General features: G+C 42.4%; 26 protein-coding genes. 21 read left to right on the forward strand and 5 right to left on the reverse strand.

Annotated elements, in window-relative coordinates; all coding sequences use genetic code 11:
- The first annotated feature begins 3 nt into the window (after positions 1-3).
- From ACN6MV_RS13715 to ACN6MV_RS13745, 7 genes are all read left to right on the forward strand, one after another.
- Positions 4-1,512 (forward strand): PLP-dependent aminotransferase family protein, encoded by a 1,509-nt coding sequence (locus ACN6MV_RS13715; protein ID WP_419886543.1) that lies wholly within the window; start codon positions 4-6, stop codon positions 1,510-1,512.
- 106 nt (positions 1,513-1,618) lie between these two features.
- Positions 1,619-2,590 carry an ROK family protein gene (locus tag ACN6MV_RS13720; protein WP_419886544.1) on the forward strand — a complete coding sequence of 324 codons (972 nt, stop codon included), beginning with the start codon at positions 1,619-1,621 and terminating at the stop codon, positions 2,588-2,590.
- Between the two features lie 65 nt (positions 2,591-2,655).
- Entirely contained in the window at positions 2,656-2,925 is a 270-nt protein-coding gene (locus ACN6MV_RS13725) for a PQ-loop domain-containing transporter (protein WP_042127303.1), read from the forward strand.
- A 26-nt stretch (positions 2,926-2,951) separates the two neighbouring features.
- Positions 2,952-3,434 carry a GNAT family N-acetyltransferase gene (locus ACN6MV_RS13730; RefSeq protein WP_042127305.1) on the forward strand — a complete coding sequence of 161 codons (483 nt, stop codon included), beginning with the start codon at positions 2,952-2,954 and terminating at the stop codon, positions 3,432-3,434.
- Between the two features lie 22 nt (positions 3,435-3,456).
- Positions 3,457-4,332, forward strand: a complete 876-nt coding sequence (locus ACN6MV_RS13735; RefSeq protein WP_419886545.1) for a serine/threonine protein kinase — start codon at positions 3,457-3,459, stop codon at positions 4,330-4,332.
- A gap of 25 nt (positions 4,333-4,357) precedes the next feature.
- Entirely contained in the window at positions 4,358-4,798 is a 441-nt protein-coding gene (locus tag ACN6MV_RS13740; RefSeq protein WP_419886546.1) for an NUDIX hydrolase, read from the forward strand.
- A gap of 64 nt (positions 4,799-4,862) precedes the next feature.
- Complete coding sequence (locus tag ACN6MV_RS13745) at positions 4,863-5,396, forward strand: hypothetical protein (RefSeq protein ID WP_042127311.1); 534 nt, start codon at positions 4,863-4,865, stop codon at positions 5,394-5,396.
- Between the two features lie 12 nt (positions 5,397-5,408).
- On the opposite strand, the gene ACN6MV_RS13750 is transcribed toward ACN6MV_RS13745, so the two are convergent.
- Positions 5,409-5,840, reverse strand: a complete 432-nt coding sequence (locus ACN6MV_RS13750; protein ID WP_042127313.1) for a DUF4395 domain-containing protein — start codon at positions 5,838-5,840, stop codon at positions 5,409-5,411.
- Between the two features lie 408 nt (positions 5,841-6,248).
- Here ACN6MV_RS13750 and ACN6MV_RS13755 point away from each other — a divergent pair, with 408 nt between their 5' ends.
- Entirely contained in the window at positions 6,249-6,818 is a 570-nt protein-coding gene (locus ACN6MV_RS13755) for a TetR/AcrR family transcriptional regulator (protein ID WP_042127315.1), read from the forward strand.
- 49 nt (positions 6,819-6,867) lie between these two features.
- On the forward strand, positions 6,868-8,322 hold the full coding sequence (locus tag ACN6MV_RS13760; RefSeq protein WP_076118628.1) for a DHA2 family efflux MFS transporter permease subunit: 1,455 nt from the start codon (positions 6,868-6,870) through the stop codon (positions 8,320-8,322).
- A gap of 159 nt (positions 8,323-8,481) precedes the next feature.
- Here ACN6MV_RS13760 and ACN6MV_RS13765 read toward each other — a convergent pair whose 3' ends face one another.
- Entirely contained in the window at positions 8,482-9,300 is an 819-nt protein-coding gene (locus ACN6MV_RS13765; RefSeq protein WP_419886547.1) for an SDR family oxidoreductase, read from the reverse strand.
- Between the two features lie 58 nt (positions 9,301-9,358).
- Positions 9,359-9,892, reverse strand: coding sequence for a PadR family transcriptional regulator (locus ACN6MV_RS13770; RefSeq protein ID WP_052414591.1), 534 nt, complete (start codon positions 9,890-9,892; stop codon positions 9,359-9,361).
- Between the two features lie 367 nt (positions 9,893-10,259).
- On the opposite strand from ACN6MV_RS13770, the gene ACN6MV_RS13775 reads away from it, so the two are divergent.
- From ACN6MV_RS13775 to ACN6MV_RS13800, 6 genes are all read left to right on the forward strand, one after another.
- Positions 10,260-10,592, forward strand: a complete 333-nt coding sequence (locus ACN6MV_RS13775) for a PadR family transcriptional regulator (protein ID WP_042127319.1) — start codon at positions 10,260-10,262, stop codon at positions 10,590-10,592.
- Positions 10,589-11,740: an FtsW/RodA/SpoVE family cell cycle protein gene (locus ACN6MV_RS13780; protein WP_419886548.1), complete on the forward strand. Its 1,152-nt coding sequence runs from the start codon at positions 10,589-10,591 to the stop codon at positions 11,738-11,740. The genes ACN6MV_RS13775 and ACN6MV_RS13780 overlap by 4 nt, the downstream gene beginning before the upstream one ends.
- Before the next feature lie 241 nt (positions 11,741-11,981).
- On the forward strand, positions 11,982-12,887 hold the full coding sequence (locus ACN6MV_RS13785) for a hypothetical protein (protein WP_419886549.1): 906 nt from the start codon (positions 11,982-11,984) through the stop codon (positions 12,885-12,887).
- Between the two features lie 51 nt (positions 12,888-12,938).
- Positions 12,939-13,697: a M15 family metallopeptidase gene (locus ACN6MV_RS13790; protein ID WP_419886755.1), complete on the forward strand. Its 759-nt coding sequence runs from the start codon at positions 12,939-12,941 to the stop codon at positions 13,695-13,697.
- Between the two features lie 126 nt (positions 13,698-13,823).
- Positions 13,824-14,573: a stalk domain-containing protein gene (locus ACN6MV_RS13795; protein WP_419886550.1), complete on the forward strand. Its 750-nt coding sequence runs from the start codon at positions 13,824-13,826 to the stop codon at positions 14,571-14,573.
- Between the two features lie 251 nt (positions 14,574-14,824).
- The gene (locus ACN6MV_RS13800) at positions 14,825-16,324 is read left to right on the forward strand and encodes a DHA2 family efflux MFS transporter permease subunit (RefSeq protein WP_419886551.1); all 1,500 of its coding nucleotides are present in this window, start codon (positions 14,825-14,827) and stop codon (positions 16,322-16,324) included.
- An 82-nt stretch (positions 16,325-16,406) separates the two neighbouring features.
- On the opposite strand, the gene ACN6MV_RS13805 is transcribed toward ACN6MV_RS13800, so the two are convergent.
- Positions 16,407-17,300, reverse strand: coding sequence for a DMT family transporter (locus ACN6MV_RS13805; protein WP_076118343.1), 894 nt, complete (start codon positions 17,298-17,300; stop codon positions 16,407-16,409).
- Positions 17,301-17,429: 129 nt separating this feature from the next.
- Here ACN6MV_RS13805 and ACN6MV_RS13810 point away from each other — a divergent pair, with 129 nt between their 5' ends.
- The 6 genes from ACN6MV_RS13810 to ACN6MV_RS13835 all read left to right on the forward strand — a co-directional run bounded on the left by ACN6MV_RS13810 (position 17,430) and on the right by ACN6MV_RS13835 (position 23,463).
- Positions 17,430-18,314, forward strand: a complete 885-nt coding sequence (locus ACN6MV_RS13810) for a LysR family transcriptional regulator (protein ID WP_076118344.1) — start codon at positions 17,430-17,432, stop codon at positions 18,312-18,314.
- Between the two features lie 56 nt (positions 18,315-18,370).
- Positions 18,371-19,486 (forward strand): LacI family DNA-binding transcriptional regulator, encoded by a 1,116-nt coding sequence (locus tag ACN6MV_RS13815; RefSeq protein WP_419886552.1) that lies wholly within the window; start codon positions 18,371-18,373, stop codon positions 19,484-19,486.
- Position 19,487: 1 nt separating this feature from the next.
- Entirely contained in the window at positions 19,488-20,648 is a 1,161-nt protein-coding gene (locus ACN6MV_RS13820; protein ID WP_419886553.1) for a Gfo/Idh/MocA family protein, read from the forward strand.
- A 64-nt stretch (positions 20,649-20,712) separates the two neighbouring features.
- Positions 20,713-21,435, forward strand: a complete 723-nt coding sequence (locus ACN6MV_RS13825) for a ThuA domain-containing protein (RefSeq protein WP_042127333.1) — start codon at positions 20,713-20,715, stop codon at positions 21,433-21,435.
- A 20-nt stretch (positions 21,436-21,455) separates the two neighbouring features.
- The gene (locus ACN6MV_RS13830; RefSeq protein ID WP_042127335.1) at positions 21,456-22,559 is read left to right on the forward strand and encodes a Gfo/Idh/MocA family protein; all 1,104 of its coding nucleotides are present in this window, start codon (positions 21,456-21,458) and stop codon (positions 22,557-22,559) included.
- Positions 22,560-22,635: 76 nt separating this feature from the next.
- A complete protein-coding gene (locus ACN6MV_RS13835) occupies positions 22,636-23,463 on the forward strand; it encodes a DUF3221 domain-containing protein (protein ID WP_076118352.1) in 828 nt (275 codons plus the stop codon).
- 65 nt (positions 23,464-23,528) lie between these two features.
- Here ACN6MV_RS13835 and ACN6MV_RS13840 read toward each other — a convergent pair whose 3' ends face one another.
- A complete protein-coding gene (locus tag ACN6MV_RS13840) occupies positions 23,529-24,413 on the reverse strand; it encodes a helix-turn-helix domain-containing protein (protein WP_419886554.1) in 885 nt (294 codons plus the stop codon).
- Positions 24,414-24,523: the final 110 nt, after the last annotated feature.

The raw sequence follows: 24,523 nt of genomic DNA on the forward strand, positions 1-24,523 counted from the left end.
CTTATGAAGCATGATTTGCTGATCACAATCGATAAAGAACGACAGATTCCGTTTAGCCGTCAAATTTACGAGCAAGTTCGAAATGCTATCCATTCAGGAGCTTTAAGCGGGGGTGACCCCCTGCCTCCGTCTAGAACTTTAGCTAACCAGCTTGGCGTATCCAGAAGCGTGGTCCTTCAATCCTATGAGCTGCTACAGGCAGAAGGGTATCTGGAGATGAGAAAAGGAGCGGGAACGTTTATTGCGGAGTTGACGTTGGAGGAGAAAGTGACAAAGGTTTATGAGAGCCCTTACAATTTTGTGACGAAGGGACCTGATTTCCTTGCGCTTAACCCTCCGTCTACTAGAGAAGTGGATCATTTGAATCCGGTGTTTTGCGATTTTCGACATGGTGTTCCTGCTTGGGACGCGTTTCCTATGGATCAATGGCAAAAGGCCCTAATGAATGCTTGCCGCCGCGCTTCACCGGATACGTTAGGTTATGGTCCTGCGGAGGGTTCACTGGGTTTGCGTCGAGAGATCGCACGTTTATTACGTTCCACACGGTCTATGCCCGTTGTTCCGGAACAAATCGTGATTACGTCTGGGGCTACCCAAGCGCTCGATATTTTATCGAGGATATTCTTGTTTAAAGGTGATCATGTCATTGTGGAAGATCCATCACATAGCGTTGTACGTGAAATTTTTTCTTTTGCTGGGGTAGAGGTCTTACCTGTTAAGGTAGATCAGGATGGCATCTGTGTAGAACAATTCCAAACAAACAGTGATAACGATCAAGATGGTAATCTTAAAAAATCGCCAAAGCTAGTCTATGTTACTCCTTCTCACCAGTTCCCTTCAGGGACAACGCTGTCTTTGAAGCGAAGAGTTCAGTTGTTGGATTGGGCGAAAGCGAATCATGCTTTTATTATTGAAGACGATTATGACAGTGAATATAGGTACGAGGGTCCGAAATTATCCGCGCTTGCTGGTCTAGATACTGAGGGTCGAGTTATTTATGTAGGCAGTTTTAGTAAAGTATTATTTCCTTCTCTGCGGATAGGTTATGTTGTGTTGCCTCCGGCTTTGCTTCAGCCTTTTTTAGCTGTTAAATGGATTACAGATCGAATGTCTTCTGCTCTGGACCAGGAAGCGTTAGCAGAATTTATTCAGAATGGTCACTATGCAAGGCATGTTACGCAGATGGGAAAGCTGTATGCCTCACGTAGAGCCTGTCTCGTAAACAGTTTGAATACTGAATTTGGAAGTCGTGTGAGATATTATGGCGAGGAAGCTGGACTACATTTATTGATTGAGTTGGAGTCGGATGCCGAGGAGAATCGCATTGCTGAAGTGGCGCTACGTTACGGTGTTCGCGTATATCCTGCATCTTCTTATTTTCTGGAGAGCAAACCTAAGGGTCCAGTGTTTCTACTAGGCTATTCCAATCTCTCTGAGAATCAGATTAAGATGGGTGTGAACAGACTGATGTTAGCCGAAATAGAAGCGACAGTAAGTAGAAGTCATTTGTAATAGAAATGTTGGAACTTTATCATATAACTTGTATGTTTACTCTATAGTTTCAGCCTTCAGGCATTCATAATGAAAGGGTAAGTTATTTCTAATTCTGGAGGTTCTTATGAAACGATATATTATTGGGATTGATCTCGGTGGAACGAATATCAAAGCAGGAATATACGATACCGATTTTATAGCTGTAAAAGAAATATCTACACCTACTGAGGCAGCTAAAGGGCCATCACATGTACTGGGACGGATTAGAGAAGCTGTACGTCTGATTACTGTTGAAGCAAATATTTCATTTGATTTAGTAGTAGGTATGGGAATCGGAGTGCCCGGATTATTAGATCCAGTTGCTGGAGTTTCTTTTTTCTCGCCGAATTTTCCGGATTGGGAGCATGTAAATGTTGTTGACGAGATGAGAGCGTTCTATGACTTTCCTGTTTTTATTGATAATGATGTGAGGGTTAATCTTTATGGAGAATGGCTGCAAGGCGCAGGTAGAGGTTACAACAATCTGGTTCTGATTACCTTGGGAACAGGATTAGGATCGGGTATCGTGAACGAAGGAAAAGTAATCTACGGTACGGCCTACAGCGCTGGTGAAATCGGACATATGAATATGTACAGAAACGGACGTCCCTGCAAATGTGGGAGCTCGGGTTGCCTAGGTAGATATGTCTCCGCTATTGGCATGGTGAATACGTTTAAAGAGAAGCTAAAGGAAGGCCGAACCAGTATGATTCAGACGTGGACGAATGATCAGGAAGAGCTAATTACCGCGTTAATGATATCTGAAGCTTACGAACTCGGAGACGCCCTCTCCATTGAGGTTATGCAGGAGACCGGCACTATCCTTGGATTTGGATTAGCAAATGTGGTGAATATTCTCAATCCTGATCTAATTATTGTAGGTGGAGGGATGGCTGCTGCGGGCGATAAATTGCTCCAACCTGTAAGAGAAACAGTAAGTCAGCATGCATTGAAGCTATCCAGCAGTAAGTGCAAAATTGTTCAAGCAGAGCTTGGGAATCGGGCGGGTACTATTGGTGCCGCCTCTTATGCCTATAGTAAGCTTCAGTTATTTTGAAATGAATTGGAACCAGACTGAGCCGCCCGGAATACAACAGTAATACAATCCGTGGAGGTGCTGTTATGTTTGCAGTCATGCAATTAATAGGTGGAGTGATCCTGTCTTTAGGTTGGATTCCTCAGATTGTTCAGATCTTGAAATCCAAATCCGTAGCTGATTTGAATTTAAAGTCGTATTTGCTAATGCTGCTTGGGATTAGTCTAATGGAAGCTTACGCGATCAGTTTGGCGGTTACGGGAGTAGGTTTAGCTTTTTTAATTACGAATACGATGTCCCTATGTGTTGTGCTGCTGGTTATTATTCTAGTGATTAAATATCGAACAAGAACATGAATGAAGTTAAGAAGGAAGGAAATGAAATGAATTACAGTTATCGAAAAGCAGTATCTGCAGACTATGCCGCAATATGTGCTTTTCCTAAAGATTCAACGGAAGTGTTCTTTATGTCGCCCAAGCTGGAATATCCACTTACCTCCGAACAATTAGAGCAGGCTGCACAAGGCCGGGATAAGCAAACAGTGATTCTAAATGAACACGACCAAGTCATCGGATACGCCAATTTATATTACCAACAACATCAAGAGTTGTACTGGCTGGGGAATGTTATTATTTCACCCGATTATAGAGGTAAAGGAGCCGCGGAGTATTTGATCCATACCATGCTGGCTGCTGCTAAAGAGGACCTACAGCTTCATGAGTTACATCTGGTTTGTCATAATGTAAATACCAAAGGGATGTTATTATATTCCAGGTTAGGATTTAAGCCATATGAGATTGTCAAAAGAACCGGTCCACAGGAAACAACCATCGCCGGAATCTTTATGAAAATAGAACTAACTTAAATTAGTAAATGCGGAGGTACAGTTGAGCGAAAAAAAATATACATATGAAATTGACGCGGTAAGTTTTCAATTGCAAGAGCCTTATGATTTTGCATGGTTAACAAAGCTAGGTGTGGTGTTTAAAGTGTTTGACCAGCAGGACTCTGGAAATCTTTCTTTTGGTGTGGAGAAGGAGGGGCAGAAGTTTTTTGTGAAATTTGCTGGGGCAAAGCCTTTGACCTTCGACGGGAATCCCTTGGATGCTGTTAGCCGTTTAATTGAAGCTATCCCGTTGTATAACGAACTTGAATCTAAATCGCTGATCAATTTGGTGTCACATTTTGAAGTTGGGACGGGGTATGCAGCGGTATTTGAATGGTTTGCAGGTGAATGTTTACATTCACATTGGCTTTTTGCGGGTGAAGCTAAGCTGAGCCATCCGGAGTCGCCTTTTTACCGCTATAAGCAGTTATCTGTTGAACAACGTTTAGCGTCCTTAGACGTGATCTTTTCGTTTCATGAGCTTGTTGAGTTGCAGGGTTATGTAGCAGTGGATTTTTATGATGGAAGTATTCTGTATGATTTTGAAAACGATGAAACAAGGATTTGTGATATTGATTTTTATAGACTTAAGCCTACTGTAAATGATCTGGGCGAGAACTTCTGGGGCTCATCAAGATTCAAGTCACCGGAAGAGTTTATTTTAGGTGCACCGATTGATGAAGTTACAAATGTATTCAATATGGGAGCCACTGCATTTGTTCTTTTAGGAGGAGCATCCGATCGATCGTTTGCAAAATGGGAAGCGAGCAAAGCCCAATACGATGTTGCTTTACGGGCAGTCAGCTTGGAGCGGGAAGAGCGGTTTCAGAGTGTAGCAGCATTTAAATTAGCTTGGGATGAGGCTGGGAGTATCTGAAGCAGTGGGAAAGTGAGGGATAGAATTGCTGGTAAGCTTATTTAATCTTGAAAAGGAAAAAGAAATTGATTTAGAATACGTTGTTATTATGGTTAAGCATGGTGAAGAATGGATCTTAGCAAGACATCAGGATCGTTCGACGTGGGAGTTTGCCGGAGGTCATATAGAAGTAGGAGAGACACCGGAGCAGGCAGCGGCTAGAGAGTTATTTGAGGAAACAGGAGCGGAGCAATTCTCTATCGTCCCGATAACCATTTATAAGGTAACCATGGATGATGCACCTGGGAGTTATGGAAAGCTATTTTTTGCAAATGTGGAACAATTCTCTGAGCTCCCACCATATGAGATGGCAGAAATCAAAGGATTTACTGATATCCCAACGAATCTAACTTATCCATTGATTTATCCCACTCTAATTTCAAAAGTTCAGGATTTCATCAACAGTTCGTCTTCAGCTGCAAGATAAGAATGATAGCCCTGCCGTTGTCACATGATATGATTAATGAATAGAACAAGCAGGAGGGGTTTCATTGAAAAGAGACATTCAGCATGTTCCCTACGGCTATGAGCCACCCGTTGAACAACGTAAAGGGACGTTAGTGTTTTACGATTCTTTTGAGCATATCACCGATCAGGAACTTGAAATCGCAGCAAAGACTGCAGCAGATCGGCGTTTCACTAAGCTAGTGCTGTATCCGCTTCATGAAGAAACGGTGAGACGAATGACAAAAGAGCCAGTGAGCGCTTATTATAAGCGTGAAGACCGGCTGCATGAGTGGAAAAGGGAACAAGGACGTAGCTTCATCACGGTAGAGAGCTTGGAAGGGAAGCGAAAGAAGTATACTCCGCTCGATTCGGCGCTTCGGCATCTTGTTGAAATCTATCCTTCGCCGATTTTTTTGTATTTAACGCCTGAGGTGGCAAATCAGTTTGCGTCATATTCCTCATTTGAAGAGTGGATTGTAAAGATTCGGTTATTGCTGACATCAGCACCACCATCACTTCATCCACGATTGTTAAAGTTTCGTCATCGTTGGGATGTTGTTGGAGAAGAACGGGATTAGGGGTTTTGCGATTTAATTTGTGCTTTGTTTACGTCTGTAATTGTACATTCTCCACTGATAATGGATAAAACATCCGATGCAAAAACCAAAAATCGCAACCGTAGCCGCCACTGCAACGAGCGTTGTGAAAATATAAGCAGCAATCGTCCAGCCAGCGAAGAAGCTGATCAGACCACCTGCTAGGCAGAAGACAGCAATGGTTTGGTTAAACTGTTGTTGTGACCAGTCTTCGAGTACATAGTGCGAACGTTCTTTGGTCAGAAACTTACCAGCAAGCTTAATAATGGGATTGTAACCGAACGAGAGGCCAAGCAATCCGGCGAACAAGGGCAGCGCAAGGATCCAGTGCTGTCCTGTTAGCCATGTTAATATTACTGAAATGACGATAAACGCCTGATTAGTCTTTACTAATGGCCGTGGAATTCCTTTAGGCACGTCCTGCATAAATTCACACCTTTCTCATTGGAATAATTATAGTATACGCTGAGGATGAGGGATTGGGAAGTAGATAATTTCGGGCGGATAAAGTGGGCGAGAGGCTAATTATTTTCCCGGTGAGGGTGAACTATCGGACTCCAATGCAGCTAGGTGCTCAAAAATAGATGGAAACTACTCCATTTTAGTGAAGTAGTGTCGCTCAGGTCCGATAATGTATCTTAAAGCCAGTTTTAGCGCAAATAGCTGCATCTGAGTCCGATGGGGTAACATGATGTACTGAGCAGATGGTGGTAACCTGACTACCGTACTTCCACCAAATTACTTTGAATTTAAGTAATTTATATGTTGACATATCTCTTAAAAATATGGTTTTATTATGTAGACCAATTGTTATAATGCAAAGGAAGTGTCAGCTTGTCGAACAAGCCGAATACGCGTGAGGCGATTCTGGACACCGCTTCGAAATTATTTTTTTCTCAGGGATATCATGCAACAGGATTAAATCAGATTATTAAAGACAGCGATTCACCGAAGGGATCTCTTTATTACTACTTCCCTCACGGTAAAGAAGAACTGGCTTTAACATGCATTAACCGGAATAGTCTAACAGTCGCTCAGAAGCTGAACTGTCATATGGAGAGCAGCAATAGTGCAGCTGAAGCAATGGAGGACTTTATTCTAGGAATGGCTATGAAAGCAGTAGAATCTTCATTTGAGGGGATCGTTCCGTTCAGTTTTTGGTTAGCGGCGGAGACCTCTTGTATTAGTGAGGAGCTGCGGGCTGCATGTAAATCTGTGTTTATGGACTTGCAGGATGTGATCAAGAAACGCCTTCTGGAAGAAGGTGTGGAGGGCAACACTGCAGCCGATAAGGCTTCAGTAGTAGTCTCATTATTTGAAGGAGCGCTTCTTCAGACGCTGACTTTACGGGATGAACAGCCGCTTCTCGCGGCGGCGAAGATTATCCCAGCAATACTTGGTTAGAGAGAGACAATAGATAAGAACATCAGGGGGATTAAGAGTGGAAGCAACTATGCAAGGAAAGCAACAAAAGGAAGTAAAGAAGTTTAAAACCATTCCGATTCTAGTCTCATTATTACTTGCAGGATTTATCGGAATGTTCAGTGAAACCGCACTAAATGTAGCTTTAAGTGATCTTATGAATGTCCTTCAAATCACTCCAGCAACAGCACAATGGTTAACGACAGCTTATCTGCTTACACTGGGAATTCTAGTACCGATTTCGGGTATGCTGCTTCAGTGGTTCTCGACTAGACAGTTGTTTGTTGCTGCATTATGTTTTTCAATACTAGGAACGTTTCTAGCTGCAGTATCACCTAGCTTTGAGTTCCTATTAACAGCGCGTGTGGTACAAGCAATGGGTACAGCGCTTCTATTACCGCTTATGTTCAATACGATCCTTATCATCATTGCTCCTGAAAAACGTGGTGCCGCGATGGGGATGATTGGTTTGGTTATCATGGTAGCGCCAGCGATCGGTCCTACTATTGCTGGACTTCTAATTGAAAGTCTTAGCTGGCACTGGATCTTCTGGCTGTCACTGCCCTTCCTGGTGATCGCATTGATATTCGGAATCCTCTTCATGCAGAACGTAACGAAGGTAACGAAGCCGAAGATCGACATCCTCTCCATAGCATTATCATCGATCGGGTTTGGTGGAATCGTGTTTGGTTTCAGCAGCGCCGGTGAAGAAGCCGGTTGGGGAAGTCCAAAAGTAATCATAGCTATCGTAGTAGGTGTGGTATCACTCTTATTGTTCGGCTTGCGCCAAATGAAGATGAAGCAGCCTATGATTAATCTGCGTGCTTTTAAATATCCAATGTTCTCCATTGGTGTGGCTATGGTATTTATTTGTATGATGGTTATCCTATCATCCATGTTGATTCTTCCAATGTATCTTCAACAGGGTCAGGGATATACAGCGTTCAAGGCAGGCTTGCTGCTACTTCCAGGGGGAATTATTAACGGACTGATGTCCCCAATCATGGGTCGTCTGTTCGACAAATACGGTCCTAAATGGCTTGTTATTCCAGGCCTGATTATTGCTGCTACAGCTTTATGGTTCTTCTCCAGTATTACTGTAGCTTCTACAGTCGTATTCGTAATCGTACTTCACAGTACGCTTATGATTGGTGTGTCGATGGTATTTATGCCTGCACAAACCAACGGAATTAACCAGCTGCCGCTAGAATTATATCCTGATGGTACAGCGATCATGAATACATTGCAGCAGGTTGCTGGTGCGATCGGTACTGCATTAGCTGTCAGCATTATGTCTGCAGGTTCTAAGAGTTATATGAAGACTGTGGCTGATCCAGCCGATCCGGCTAATATGTTGCCTGCGTTCACGCAAGGTGTGCAAAATGCATTTATTTTCGGAATGAGTATGGCAATTGTAGGTCTAATTCTTGCGTTCTTCGTAAAAAGAGTAGTTGTTGATCATAAAATGAATACACCTATGCATTAATCCTTAAGCTTGTAAAATCCCCTTACGGTAGATAGTGGAGAAGGTTCATGTTCGTATGAACATACCACTGTTAATCGGAGGGGATTTTTTTACTCATAACAAGAAAGAGGGACCTCTCCCCGGTAGAATACCGAGAAGCGTCCGCCACCTAACTTCTTTTTAAGAAAAATGCTGGGCTATATTAGTCAGATACTCTTGTTCATCTGTATTTTCTTTCATTTGAATGAGCATTTTTGCATCTTCTCCAACAATGTACCGGAATTGACTTGTCCCATCAGTGGCGGCTTGATATATTGTTTCCGCAACAATTTCTGGAGGTGAAGCATAGGAAGGTTGGTTTTCCATCTCACCTAATTTACCCAAGAATGCAGTAGTAAAGGGTTTATAATCCGTTAATGCATCATTAAAAAAGAACTCCATCGATCTTCCACCAAAGTCCGTTTGAATAGCACCTGGTTCAATTAACTTAACTCTAATGTTCTGTGATGCTAATTCATAAGATACGGATTCAGAAAAACCTTCTACGGCGAATTTAGTTGAATGATACAGAGACATCGTAGGAAAGGTTACTTTCCCTCCCATAGAAGAGATATTGATCAGTAAACCCTCTTGATTCGATCTAAAATGTGGCAATATGGCTTTAGTCATACTGATAAGACCAAACACGTTCACTTCAAACTGTCTTCTGATCTGCTCATCTGTAGCTACTTCTATAAGACCCATTGTTCCATAACCAGCATTATTGAGAAGAACGTCAATTTTACCGAACCGCTTAATCGCTTCCGCTAACGCAGGTTGAATTGTGTCTGATTTCTCAACATCAAGCTGTAAAACCAATACATTATCAAGTGTAATAAGTTCACTTTCTTGTTCAGGTGAACGCATCGTGGCTACGACGTTCCATCCTCTTTCAGCAAAATGTTTTGCTGTAGTTCTCCCAATGCCAGACGAAGTACCTGTTATAAAAATTGTTTTCATTAACAATTCCTCCTAAAGTTTTTTTGAGCGTTACCTCTTCACTTGGTACGTACAAAACTTACTTTGTAAGCACTAACTGCTCCATGTTTGACAATCCTTCGGCAATGATTTTGAGCTTTGCTTTATATTCTTCTATGCCAATTTGGATACAGATGATCTGTGCTGGATGCATTGTATTTTTATAAAGTGAATACTGCTCAAGTAATTGATCTAACTTCTGTTGTGATTCTTCCTGTGCTTGCTTCAACCAAAGAATCACCTTGTCATACCCAACAAATTCACCAAAGTATAGCCTCATCATAAAATCAGATTTCTTAATACTGTCAGCCTCTAGTGGGGCTAGTAAATAGGCGTTAAAACTATCTCTTCCTTTATCCGTGATGTTTAAAAGATTCTTATTAGGCTTACCTTCCTGCTGCACATTTTCCTTAGTTATCAAACCCTCCTTTTCCATGCGGGCAAGTGTGGGATAAATCGTTCCATAACTAGAACTATAGAAATTAGAGAATACATCCTCCAATAACTGTTTTATTTCGTAACCAGTCTTCGATTCTTTCATAAGCATGCCTAAAATAACATCCTGACTGTTCAAAACAGAACCTCCTTGTTGATTAGAAATATTTGTATATCACGCTTATAATATATCGGACCAATATATATTGTGTCAATATATATTGGATAAATATATTTTGATTACAAGTAGGAGGATTGATTATTATATAGAGGTATTTAGAAAAACGACGATCACCCATCGGCAGAACACCGTGGAGCGATCGTCGTTTAATTTTTTCTAATGTTGTTTTTTACGTAATATTATACATGTCAGAGTAACCAATAAGCCTGGATTTTACATACATAGATTTACGATGTATAGTTATTCTAGGTATTGAAGGATAATTAATATAACAGGATATTCAAATATTAATCATTGGACTTTAGTAATCAGGAGGCGCAGACCATTGAAAGTAAGTAAAGAAATGCTGAAGGGCAGTACAGGCACGTTGATTCTGACTCTTTTACTGGAGAAGCCGTTATATGGTTATGAACTGATCAAAGCGTTGGAGCAGAGATCACAGGGCATTTTTTCATTAAAAGAAGGAACCTTATATCCGATCCTGCATGCGATGGAAAGTGAACGCTGGGTTGAAGCCTATTGGATGGAGGTAGACGGAAGGAAGCGGAAGTACTATAGAATTCTGGATGAAGGTAAAGAGAAGCTCAAAGAGAAAAGGGCAGAATGGGTTATGTTCAAAGGTGCAGTTGATTCTGTTCTGGGAGAGGGGAATGTATGATGAAAGAAAGGCAGCAGCAATTTTTGGACGAAGTATGTGCAGAGATTAAAGCGAAAAAAACTCATCCAGAAATACGCCAAGAATTAGCCAGTCATTTAGAAGATTTGATCTGTGAAAAAGAAGCGACCGGCATGCTCCGAGATGAAGCAATAGCTTGGGCAATCGCACAAATGGGGAATCCGCAAACGTTAGGGAAGGAACTTCACCAAATACATAAACCACGAGTTCCTTGGGGATTGTTTGGAGTTATTGCTTTGTTGTCCGCGATTAGTTTGATCGGAATGGGCTCTGTGGATGCTGGCTATAGTGATATTGTTAAAGGTTCTTTTTTAGATAATGCGCTTAGACGGCAGTCCATAAATATACTCATAGGAACTGTACTGATGTTTGGATTGTACTTCATTGATTTCAGAAGATTAAAAGGACTTTCTTGGGTGTTATATGCTACTTCTATAATAGGGATATTAGTGAGTATTGGATGGGGAACGCAAGTGAACGGTGTGAATTATGGTCCTAGGATTTTTTTGATTTTACCTGACATGACATCCTATCGTCCTTTTATGCTGATTGTTGCGCTAACAGGTATTCTAGTAAATCGTAGGGAAGCAGCTATCAAGAAAACTTGGCGAAGCGGGCTGTTCGAAGTAGGCATTTTGTTACTCCCCGCGTTGTTGCTTATCTCTTTAAATGCTCTTCCAGAGTTAGTATTGTATCTTGTCTCCTCACTAGTACTGTATTTATGGATTATTCGCAATTGGTTAAAGAGCTTCGTGTTGTTAGGGTTCTTTTCAATAGCTGGACTACTTTTTATATTAAATAGTGAGTACTTGCTGGCTAGATTCATAAATGCTATAGATCCATCTTTAGATCCGGAAGGTTATGGATATATTTATCAAGTCATGCGTGAAGTAATTCGTTCAGCTGGGTGGTGGGGTCACGGATTCGGATCAGTAGAACAAAAGCTGCCGTATGTCTACTCCGATATGTTGCCAGTCTATCTTATTCATTGCTTTGGTTGGGCGGGTGGATTGCTTCTGGTAGCTGTTATAACCTGGCTTTTCATTAAGCTTCTTTTAACGATACGAGCTATTCGTGAACCTTACGGACAGGCACTTGTTGTTGGTTTAGCATTTTTTCTTGCTATATGATTTGCCTATGGTCTTGCTGTTTTGAGCGGGGGAATGATGCTGACCTCAATTCCATTTCCGTTTCTCAGCTATGGGAGTCATGTGTGGTTTGAATATGCTGCTATTGGACTTTTGATGGGCATTTATCGTAGGAAGGATATTGAAGGCGTCCATAATAATACTGCGCTGGAATAGGTTCAGGATCTTCCCGTATGTCTAAATATTAAGTACAATTACATATATGGCATAAGGAGGTCATTAATTGAACTGGAAAAAAGCAAGCTTGTTAAGTATTGCTATCACCCTTGGTTCAGTGACAGGATTTAGTACTTTGGTTATAGAGCCAGTACTTGCCGCAACGGCAACGGAAACGCTAAAAGTCTATAATCAATTCCAGCAGTATGTACAGAAGCCGACATCTCTTGCTTACGCACGTAATTATTTAATTAACCACATCAAAGAAGTGGATAACTGGACAGCGACACGGATGACTCTCCAGCTCGAGAATGCACAGAAGGCTCATTTATCTGTATACTCAGAAAAGGTTTTTCCGGACAAGATGCAGAAAGAGATAAATAATGCTTTTTCCAAAAACAAAAATCTCACCTATACCTCACTCCTTAATACGATCAAAGATGCCAGCGTACGCAACGTGTTAATTGAAGGCCGGGATAAGGGATATAAGCTGGAGACCAGTGAGGGCATGTACTATCCGGTGATGCATTATGAGGGATTTAAGATTTTTAAGCCGTATGTTACAAAGGACATTGCAGCATATATTGATATTATGGCCACCGAATCTAATCAACCGAGTGTCTCTGATGCAGCGATTGTGATTAGTTGGACCGAGTTAACGAACAGGGCGCTTGCGCTAGAGGATTTTGTGACGAAATATCCTGCTTCTAACCGTTCAACCGCTCTTCAAAAAGAACTTCTCCTTGCAACGTCTCGCTTATTATATGGAACAAGTAATACACCTGCATATGACTATGATGAGCGAGTAATTAAACCAGAAGTAAAAAAGGCATATGAGGATGCACTAAAAGATAGCAAAGTCGATACTAGAATTCTTTCGATTTTAGAAAAGCTGCTGCAATTACTTAATTCTACGAATAATAAATTCACACCTGTAATCGAAAAATTTCTAGTTGAAACCGTAAACTCATAATTATTAGAATATGTGAAGACAACATCTGAGAAGAGGCTGGCTCAATTGAGAATGGGATTAAGAGGAACAAAAATCGCAGTTTTCACAGTTGTGCTGTTATTGTGGACAAACACTATGTTTATGGGCAGTACTTATGCTGCTTATGTCGGCTCTTCAACAGACTCCGTGCTGCAGCAGATGCAAATGGAGAAGAAGAATCATTTACCGCAAGGTTTTGTCTATCTGGATGAAGTGATTCCTACCGCACAATTTGAGATTCGTTATTACGGGGACAACAATTTTGTTGGGAAGCGGATCGATGGCTATAAGGCGCCCTTAGCGATATTTTCGCGGACAGCGGCAACGGCTTTGAAGGCTGTAAGTGATGATTTAGCAAACAAAGGGTATATCCTTAAAGTTTATGATGCTTATCGTCCTCAGACGGCAGTGAATCATTTTGTAAGCTGGTCACAGAATGTCGTAGATACTAAAATGAAACAGCAATATTATCCGCGACTGGATAAACGTAATCTATTCAAACTCGGGTTTATAGCTAAAAAATCAGGCCATTCCAGAGGCAGCACCATCGATTTAACGATCGTAAATAAAGAAACGGGAGCTGAGGTAGATATGGGCAGCCCGTTTGATTTTTTCGGAGATATCTCCTATTACGATACGTCCTTAATTAACAAGACTCAGAAAGCAAATCGGGCAATTCTCAAAGAGGCGATGGTAAAACAAGGATTTAAACCTTACAGTAAGGAATGGTGGCATTTTACGTTGATCAAGGAACCTTATCCTAAACAATATTTTGACTTCAAAGTGGAATAACCTAGAACTTGAAAGTCCATGTAAGAAGCAATTCACTTTTTTTGTTAAGCTTGATTACCATTAGGATTAGCAGATGCTGGAAACGCACATAATACTAATAGTCAAAAAAAGGGAGGTTTCGAACGGATGAACAAAATCGCGGTTGTTGTGGTGTTAAGTGTACTATTATTGGTAAATGGATTTGGAGGAACTACCTATTCTACGGCTTGGGCAGATGCTAGTGAAGTGAAGGTGGTTTTAAATGGTCAGGTTCTGAAATCAGATCTGTATTCAGCCTATACAAACGGTTCTACGGTCCTGCTTCCTCTTAGAGAGACATCAAGCGTCTTAAAATATCAGACCACTTATCAAAAAAGCACAGACACCATTACATTAAGTGGAGTCAAACAAAAGATTGAATATAAAGTTGGAGAGGACCACATTACCATTAATGATACAGCAAAAAGAGATTTTAAGGATGCAGTTGTGCTTAAGAAGGAACACTTATATGTTCCGCTCTCTTTTTTCACTAGTGCTGGACTGGTAACCTCTTATAATGCAGAAGCTAATCTAGTGGAAGTTTATGCGCCCGAGGTTACAGCTAGTGTGATAGCGGGACTGCTGAGCACTGGACAATTTCAAGAATTAGAGAATCGATTCTTTAGTGATGAAATGAAGCGTTCGCTTTCCGTTACGGGTTTACAGAAATATTGGGCTGATTTCACTGCACGAGCTGGTACTTACCATGGCATAAAGTCTACTGAAAGTAGTCAAAAAGAAGATCAAATGTCCATACAATGTGTACTTGGCTTTGCTGTAACGGAAGCATCCCTTGAGTTTGTGCTCAATAAGTCGGGTAAGATTGTTGAATTAAAGGGAAACCTTCCTTCCATATAATTTGGAGGAAATTATTGATACAGTTTTAGTACAACAGGCTATGCGTACGTTCCTTAAGAAGAAATTTCTAAGGGACTATGCATAGTCTTTTTTTTGTTTCAATAAACTTTCTGAGATGAAAGTAAAAGTAATGTATTTTTATTGTAAAAAAGGGTTTTATTTGTTGACTTTCACATTCATCGAAGGTAAATTAAAATTTGAAATAATCGTTAAAGCATTTAACTAAATTAGAGAAAAGAGTGGAGTACTGGATGACAAAATCAATTACTCAGAGTAGCCCGACAGAAGAACGGCCATTCTCACTAAGAGCTATCCTCCCCCCGCTTCTTGCTATTATCGTCGGAATGATTATGGTTATTCTGGATGGCACCGTCGTGAATGTGGCTATACCCAAACTGGTCGATTATTTTTCTTCAGATCTAAAAACGATTCAGTGGGCGATTACAGGCTACACGTTAGCTTTAGCTGCTGTAATACCGCTCGCAGGCTGGATGACTGATCGCTTCGGGTCTAAACAGGTGTTTCTGGTGACGCTCACGTTGTTCATTCTTGGCTCCATGTTATGTTCCATAGCTCAAACTTCTTCGCAGCTTGTTATTTTTCGAGTAATCCAAGGTCTTGGTGGGGGTATGGTAGCTCCTATTGGGATGGCTATGGTGTTTAAGTTAGCTCCAGCAGAACGAAGAGGGTCGATTATGGGGATGCTTGGGATTCCCATGCTGCTTGCACCTGCACTTGGCCCAATATTGTCCGGATGGCTTGTTGAATATGTTAGCTGGCATTGGATCTTCCTGATTAACGTGCCGATTGGGATTGTTGGTATTATTCTTGGTGTGAAGTATCTACCCAAGACGGAGAAGATCGGTAAAGGCAATCTCGATATACTAGGTATTATACTGGCTCCAATTGCGTTCTCTATGCTGGCATATGGAGTAAATGAAGGTGGAGCGAATAGCTGGTCATCGACTCCTGCAATCCTCGGGCTATCTGTTGGGGGTGTTGCACTGATTCTATTTATAATCGTTGAACTGCGGCATAAGCAGCCTCTGCTTAATCTTCGTGTGTTCCGTTCCTCAGATTTCACCCGCGGTATTATTTTAACTTGGGTCATGCAAGCCGCATTGTTTGGTTCCATGTTGTTTGTACCGCTATACTTACAGCAGATCCGGGCTTATACACCTTTAGAGACAGGGTTAATTCTGCTTCCACAAGCTTTAGCATGTGTAATCGGCATGCCGCTTGGTGGTAAATTGTTTGATAAGATAGGGGCACGCCCGCTGGCATTTGTGGGTCTGAGCATTATTACAGTTACCTTATTCCTTCTATCGGGAATTACGATAACTACAAGCTTAAACACCATTATGATGTATCTTGCTTTATTAGGATTTGGGATGGGTATAGCGATGATGCCACTCAATACACATGTTCTGAATGCAGCGCCACGTGATTTGGTGAGCCGGGTCACATCGCTTACAGCGGCTGCACAGCAGGTAGTGGTGGCCTTTGCGGTTGCAGGTTTAACAGGTTATTTGACAAGTCAAATAACTGTACACATGGGAGCACTGAAAGCAGGAAGCAATCCTTTGACAGCTGCAGTACTGGGCTTCGATGATGTATTCTTCCTTTCTGGCTGTATAGCTGTAGTCGGTGTACTCATGAGTATTATCCTGCGCAAACCGAAGCTTTCCGCTAATGATTCCTCCTCCGAAGAGGGTCAAAAGGCGGATGCTGCCATGATGATGGGACATTAATTCATACGAAAATCTAAGTTAATATAAAAAGGCGTCGTTCAGCTTGCATAGCTAACGACGCCTTTTGTATTAGAAAATCATTTTATAGATGTTCTGGTTTCTTCTGAGTCCACTGAGGACTGACAGTAACTTTACCGAGTAGCTCTGATGCTACAATCCCCAGTAGAACAAGGGCTGCGCCAGCATACCCTTGCATCGATAACTTTTCGGCGGCGAACCAATAACCAAACAGCGCAGCGAATACCGGCTCAAGGGAGAAAATCAGTCCGGTGCGGGTTGGTGTCGTATATTTTTGAGCTATTGGTTGTAAGATGAATCCGCAGGCACTACAGAGTATCCCAAGTGCGAGGATCGCTATCCATGCCGGTAAAGTTGAAGGCAGCGAAGGCGTCTCGAACAGTGCTGATAACACTAAAGCAAACCCTCCGGCAAATCCCAACTGCAAGATCCCAATATTCAGTGAATCACATTCTTTGACTGCCTTTCCAGTAAATAAGATCTGGACCGCATAAAACACCGCTGAGAGAATACAAAGGAAGTCACCGGGTTGGATTTTTAAGGTAGCGTTTAATGTAAGGAGTCCGATTCCAGCTATAGCGAGTACGGAGCCAAAAACTTGCGGAGGTGCGACTCTTTTTTTGAAAAGTACTCGATCTAGTATCGGTACAAAAATGACCGTAAGGGCTACTAAAAATCCTGCATTGGAGGTTGTCGTAGTCTTAAGTCCGAACGTTATACATGTGAACACGCCTAGGAGTAAGAATCCGAGTAAAGCACCATATTTCAATGTTTTGATGTCAGCTTTTCTTAAGCGTTTATGAAAGATCACTGCGGCTAATATAAAAGCAAGTCCGAAGCGGAGTGCAATCAAATTGAATTCACCTAACGTACCTAACCCCATTTTCATAAATATGTAGGAAGAACCCCAAAATAATGTTACAACTAACAGCATCAGCTCAGCTTTGAGCGGTTTCATCTCGTCATCCATCCTTCTTCATTTTCAACTCAATTTAGTATAATACGGCTCTATACATAAGGTAACTGAATGTTTATCATAGGATACATGAGTAAAACTTATGTAATTTAAAAAGGTGAGGGATAGAGGTTGAGTATTAATAAATATGAGATTTTTCTAAAGGTTGTAGAGCTAGGGAGCTTAACAAAAGCAGCAGATGTGCTGGGCTTTACGCAATCTGGAATTAGCCACACGATTAGTAGCTTGGAGATGGAGTTTGGTTTCACGTTATTAATTAGAAATAGATCCGGCGTTAAATTGACGGTAAATGGAGAGCAGGTGCTGCAGCCTATCCGTGAAATTCTAAAGTGGAATGAAAAGTTGAAGCAGGAGGTGGCAGATATACATGGGCTAGAGGTAGGGACCATTACCATCGGTACATTCACCAGTGTATCTGTGCATTGGCTGCCAGGAATGATTAAGCAATTTCGCAGTGAGTACCCCTATATAGAAATCAGGTTGATGGAAGGTGGTTACTTAGAGGTTGAGCAATGGATCGAGGCTGGAGTCGTTGACTGTGGTTTTATTTCTCTGCCTACACGCGATAAGTTCGATGTCATTCCCTTAAAAAAGGATAGGATGCTAGGCATCGTGTCCAAAGAAAATCCGCTTAGTGCTGAGCCGTTTCTATCCTTATCCCAAATTGCTAAAGAGGATTTCATCATACCAAAGGCAGGTTCAGATTATGATGTTAGGCGTGTACTGGATAAGGCAGGCATCAAACCGAATATTAAGTTCTCAGCAGGTGATGATTATGCCATTATGGCCATGGTGGAGAAGGGGCTTGGAATTAGTATTTTGCCAGAGCTTGTATTAACTCGCCAGAATTATAATGTAACGATGCTTGAATTGGAGGAACGTAGTTTCAGATCACTGGGGATTGCTGTACATTCCATGAAATACGCTTCTCCTGCCACTAAAAAATTCCTAAAGCATGTACAAGCGTGGTTGATGGGCAATGATAAAATCCCCTGATTTATTTCAGGGGATTTATTATTTTTTAATATCCAAAATTAGGGTTGACGAAGGGCATGGTTCATGAGAGAATGTACGCGCGTACATTAATTGAATGCGCTTTCGTAGGAGGGATTTCTATCGCCAGCCGTAAAGAGGTTGCCGAGCTTGCCGGAGTCTCAGAAGCCACAGTCTCTCGTGTGCTAAACAATGTAGGTCCGCTCAAGGAAGAGACGAAGGAACGGGTGTTGGCCGCTGCTCTAAAGCTGGGATATACTCCTAGCTCACTCGCTCAGAGCTTTGCTCGAAGAAGGAGTGGGAATCTCGGTGTAGTCATGCCTTATTTGCCAAAAGCTCGCTTGTTCTCCACTTATTATTTTTCGGAAATATTAAGTGGCATTGGGAGTAAGGCGCGAGAAGAGGGCTATGATCTGTTAATGCTGTTTCGAAACGCTGAAGAGCCAATGGACTATAGCGCATTGTTTAAGATGCGGAAGATTGATGCTTGCATTGTACTCGGTGCCAAAGAAGAACCAGGTGAGCTAGCCTCACTTCGCCGATTGAAGGTGGAAGGTCACCCGTTTTGCCTGATTAATCAGCATTTTGAAGGAGAGGCCTTTTATGAGGTGGATGCTGATCATGTTGAAGGAAGCCGGAAAGCGGTCAAGCACTTCCTGGATCAGGGCTTGACGAGGATTGCCTTTCTAAACGGCCCGGTATCTTATTCGAACAGCCGAGATCGTTTAACTGGTTATGCGCGTGCGTTGGAGGAGTCGAACCTTCCTTTGGATGATTCACTTTTATTCGAAGGGAATTTCAGCCGTAAAAGTGGTGTTAAGGCTGCCAAAGAGATGTTGCCTCTGCTGAATGAGATTGATGCCATTGTAGCCGCAAATGATCGAATGGCTATTGGTTTGCAACAAGGTTTACAGGAGCTAGGTATCCCAAAGGATCGTATCCCAGCTATGGTGGGCTATGATGATTCGGATGCCGCTGAGCTTACCACCCCCGCCTTAAGCAGTGTGCATGTTCCCTTTTATGAGCTGGGTGAAATCGCTGTAACTAAGGTACTAGAATTGCTGGGGTGTAGCCTCTCAGAAACGGCAACGTCCTCCCAAATCATCCAGATTAAACTACCGACAGAATTAGTAATACGAGCTTCATCAATAATTATGAATCCTAAGGAGGAATAAGATGAAACAGCTTCGCATTGGAATGATCGGCTATAAATTTATGGGTAAGGCTCACAGTAATGCTTACCGCAGTCTGCCAATGTTTTTCCCGAAAGCGCTTAAGCCAGAGATGTCTGTGATTTGTGGACGGAATGCTGAAGCGCTTGAAGAGGCTGCCACTCAGTTAGGATGGTCGGCTTGTGTAACAGATTGGAAAGATCTAATCACTCGTGAGGATATTGATCTTATTGATATAAATGCCCCTAGCAATGCACATAAGGAGATAGCTTTGGCTGCAGCCAAAGCAGGTAAGCATATTTTTTGTGAGAAACCACTCGCGCTGACCTTGGCGGATTCCCGTGAAATGCTGCAAGCTGCTGAAGATGCAGGGGTTACACATATGGTTGGTTTTAATTATCGCTTTTCACCAGCGGTTAGACTTGCTAAGAAGCTAGTTGAGAGCGGACGGCTTGGAGAAATCTATCATTTTCGAGCATGGTTTCTACAAGATTGGATTATTGATCCGAAGTTCCCGTTAGTGTGGAGATTGCAGAAGGAGATCGCGGGTTCAGGCTCACATGGTGATTTGGGTGCGCATCTCATTGATTTGGCACATTTCTTAGTAGGTGACGTGAAGGAAGTAATCGGCATGAGTGAGACCTTCATTAAAGAACGTCCGCTTGCTGCTGAAATGACCGGATTAAGCGCTAAAGGGGACAAGGATGCACCAAAGGGAAAGGTTACTGTTGATGATGCGACATTGTTTTTAGCCCGTTTTGCAAACGGTGCCTTGGGTAGTTTTGAAGCTACGCGGTTCGCAGCAGGCCATCGCTCTACCAATTCATTTGAGATAAACGGCAGTCTAGGTAGTGTGAAATTCGATTTTGAGCGGATGAATGAACTTGAAGTCTATTTAACCTCAGACGCAGAGGATGTACAGGGCTTTCGGCGTGTGCTGGCTACAGATCCTGCGCATGAATATGCGGAGGCTTGGTGGCCGCCGGGTCATACGATTGGCTTTGAACATACGTTTATTCACGAGATGTTGGAGTTATCCAATGCGATAGAAGAAGGACGTCAGCCTGAACCTAATTTCCATGACGGAGTGAAATGCCAAGCTGTGTTAGAAGCTGTAGAACGCTCTATTGAACAGCGCCGGTGGGTCGATATATCTGAGATGTAATCAACAAAAATGCGTGATCAAAAGCGGACTTTTTGAACAACCTCTAATAGAAGGAGTGCTGAGAATGAGAAAAGCATTGATTGTATGGGGCGGCTGGGATGGCCATGAGCCTGAACTGGTAGCTGATATATTCGCTAAGTTGTTACAAGAGGAACAGTTTGAAGTGGAGGTATCGAATACACTTGAGGCTTTTGGTGATGCGGAGAGGCTTCTTGGATTAGATTTGATCGTTCCGGTATGGACAATGGGGACAATCGATCAGAAGCTAGTGGATAATGTCTCGGCAGCTGTACAGAACGGTACGGGTCTTGCAGGATGTCATGGCGGGATGTGTGATTCTTTCCGAAATAATGTGGATTGGCAGTTTATGACGGGGGGACAATGGGTAGCTCATCCCGGCAATGATGGTGTGAACTACACCGTAGAGATTTGCCAAAGCTCAAGTCCTTTGGTAGAGGGATTAGAAGACTTCACCGTTTGTTCAGAGCAATATTATCTGCATGTTGATCCGGCTGTAGAAGTACTTGCAACGACTCGGTTTCCAGTTGTTGAAGGCCCGCATTCTTTCAACAAAGCCGTGGATATGCCAGTAGCTTGGACCAAACGATGGGGTCATGGCAGAGTGTATTATAATTCACTTGGACATCATGCCGATATTGTAGCTATGCCACAGGTAAAGAAAATGATGCGCAGAGGACTGCTATGGGCTGCCGAGGGAAAAACTCACGCACAATCCCATCTTTCAGCGGTTAGTAGTAGCTATAGCGGAATGGCAGACAGTCAATAATCTCTGGGAGCGATCAACAAATGGATAAAGTCAAAGTAGGAATTATCGGATGCGGTAAAATTAGTAGTATCTATATGGAGAACTGCCAGAAGTTCGAGATTCTAGATCTAGTTGCCTGTGCGGACTTGGACTTGGCGAGAGCACAGGAGCAAGCGGATAAATACAATATTCCGAACGTTTATACCACAGAGCAATTACTGAATGATCCGGGGATAGAGATCGTTATCAACCTGACGATTCCAGCGGTTCATGCGGAAGTATGCCTGAAAGCTATTGAAGCGGGTAAACATGTGTACGTTGAGAAACCACTAGCTGTGACAAGAGAAGAAGGACGCCAAGTTCTGTCTGCGGCACGTGAAAAGGGTGTATTAGTGGGCAGCGCCCCGGAAACATTCTTTGGATCGGGCATTCAAACCGTTTTGAAGCTGATCGAGGAGGGTGTAATTGGCGAACCCGTTGCAGCTACCTCATTTATGATGGGGCGTGGACATGAACATTGGCATCCAGATCCAGAATTCTACTATGCCGCTGGTGGAGGTCCAATGTTCGATATGGGACCATACTATTTGACAGCATTGGTGCAGTTATTGGGTCCAATTCGTACGGTTAGCGGGATGACTGGTAAAGCGCTAGAAGAACGCACGATTACAAGTGAGAAGAAATTGGGTAATAAAATTCCTGTTCAAATTCCAACTCACGTTGCCGGAACATTAAGATTTGAGAATGGAGCCATTGCAACGCTGATTACAAGCTTTGATATTTTTGGCGGCAGTAACCTGCCGCATATAGAAATTTACGGAACACTTGGAACAATTCAAGTGCCGGATCCTAATAACTTTGGCGGTCCGGTGAAATTCCGGCTCATGGGTGAGAATGAATGGACAGAGCAAACGCTGTTATCTGGATATGATCAAAATACGCGCGGAATTGGTCCAGCGGATATGGCTTATGCCATTCGGACGGGAAGAAAGCACCGCGCCAGTGGAGAATTGGCTTATCATGTACTAGAAGCGATGTGGGCATTCCATGATTCTTCAGACGCTCATTCATTCTACGAAATGGAGAGTACTTGCACCCGTCCTGAAGCTCTTCCGATTGGACTCGCTCCTTATACATTAGATTAGAGAATTCATTTTTGAATCTGCAACCTATCACTTCCAATCTCCGTTTGAGAAGGTAAAGAGTGAGGGAGTGACAAGTATGCTTAAGAGGACTGGCGGCTGGATAGTGATATCTGTTGTTATTCTATTCATAAGTGGTTGTTCAGAAGATCAACAATCGTATAAAGAGCCGGCTCCAGCTGCTGCAATTACTGCAAATCCAGATATCTTGGCTACTGCGAGCGCTGAAATAGAAGATCCTGAAGCTGAAAAAGTGCTTTACTCCAGTGATCCAGAGGCGGTTAAAGCTTTCCTGTCGGCTCAGAAGATTCCTAACGGAGATATCTATCTACAGGATAATAAGGTTCATATCAATATCGTGGGTTTGAGCAAGCAGATTGAGCAGCGGTTTGCTCAGACTTTCGCGGCAGGTACTTATGAGCTCCATGATGTTAAATATTCGATGCAAGAGTTATTAGCTGCACAAGAGCTTTTGCATAAACAAGAACTCTACCAGAAGCTTAATCTATACGGTTCCGGTGTGGACACGATTGGTAATAAAGTAACGATTACAATACCATCTGATTATGCTGAACCTGCCATACTTGAGATAGAAAAGTGGATTGATCCGGATATGTTGACCTACGACATTTCAGAGCTAGGCGAACCACATGTAATAGGTCAAATCGTACAGATCGATACCAAACAGGCGAAGCGGATTCTCATTCTTGAACCTGGTATGGAAGATCCCTCTTACTGGTTCTCATTCAATCAGAAGTCAACAATGTTTAATGAAGCTGGAGAATCGATTAGCTTTAAGGATTTGAAAGTAGGGCAGCAGGTTGAGCTTTGGAGTACCGGTACGGTGAATGAATCTTTTCCCGCGCTTGCAAGTGTGCGGAGGCTAGAGCTTACAGCAATGGAATAATCCTATAACCAGCACCGTTTGCGAGAGGCGAACGGTGCTATTTTTGCGAACAGAGACAGAACCTCCTATTTCCGAACCGCTGAAGGGGTAATGCCTTTATACTGCTTGAATAGCTTGGTAAAGTAATTGGGATTGTCGTAGCCCACTCTCCCGGCAATCTCAGTCACTGTGAAATCTGTCTCGAGCAGCAATCGCTCCGCTTCGTTTACTCGGCAAAGATTAACATAATCGATGAAGGTTCGGCCTGTTAGCTTCTTAAAGGTTTTGCAGAAATGATAAGGATTTAGATTTACAGATCTTGCGGCGCTTTCTACGGTCATTTTGTCATCGAAATGGTTCTCCATGTACTCTAGTAGTGGCTTAAAACGTTCGCGATTAAAGGAATGACGCTCATTTGTTCTACCAGAAACCTGTTCAGGTAGAAAGGTGCGAGAGAGCAGCACAAAGAGTAAATGCAGTTGATTCTTGATGACCAGTTGAAAAGCAGGACCTTTCTGATGTACTTCATCAACGATGGTATCCAGAAGAGAAAAATATGTGGAGCAGGTCGGAACAAGCTCTGCAGGTTTGACCGGCAGCTGATAACGATTCTCTAAATAAGGGACTACAAACTGCTCATGCTGAGGATCCTGCTTCCAATCCTTAAATAAAGAACTATGGAATACGACTGAGATAAAACGAACATGATCATCCCGTAGACTGTACCCAACATGCAATCCTCCAGAGGGAACAAACAGTACCTCTCCGGCATGCAGTTCATAGGGCTTGCTGTCTATGTGAAAAATGGCGCTGCCTTCCTGCATAATGATGATTTCGAAATGCTCATGCCAGTGCAAAAATAGGATATTCTGACCGATCTTTGCGTTCTTGCATTCATTAAAAAATAATCGGAAGGGATACGTTTTTTCTTCTAATTGAGGATATTCTTTAAGATCATTAGGGTAACTCATATTTCACACAACTCCCACAAGATACGACTATATAAACACAAGATAATAAGAGTTTTAAGCTCAGAAGCAGTATATACTCGGGTTATAGCACTTACTATAAACCAATATTG

The sequence above is a fragment of the Paenibacillus sp. B-A-8 genome (genome assembly GCF_048572915.1).
GTDB lineage: Bacteria > Bacillota > Bacilli > Paenibacillales > Paenibacillaceae > Paenibacillus_AQ.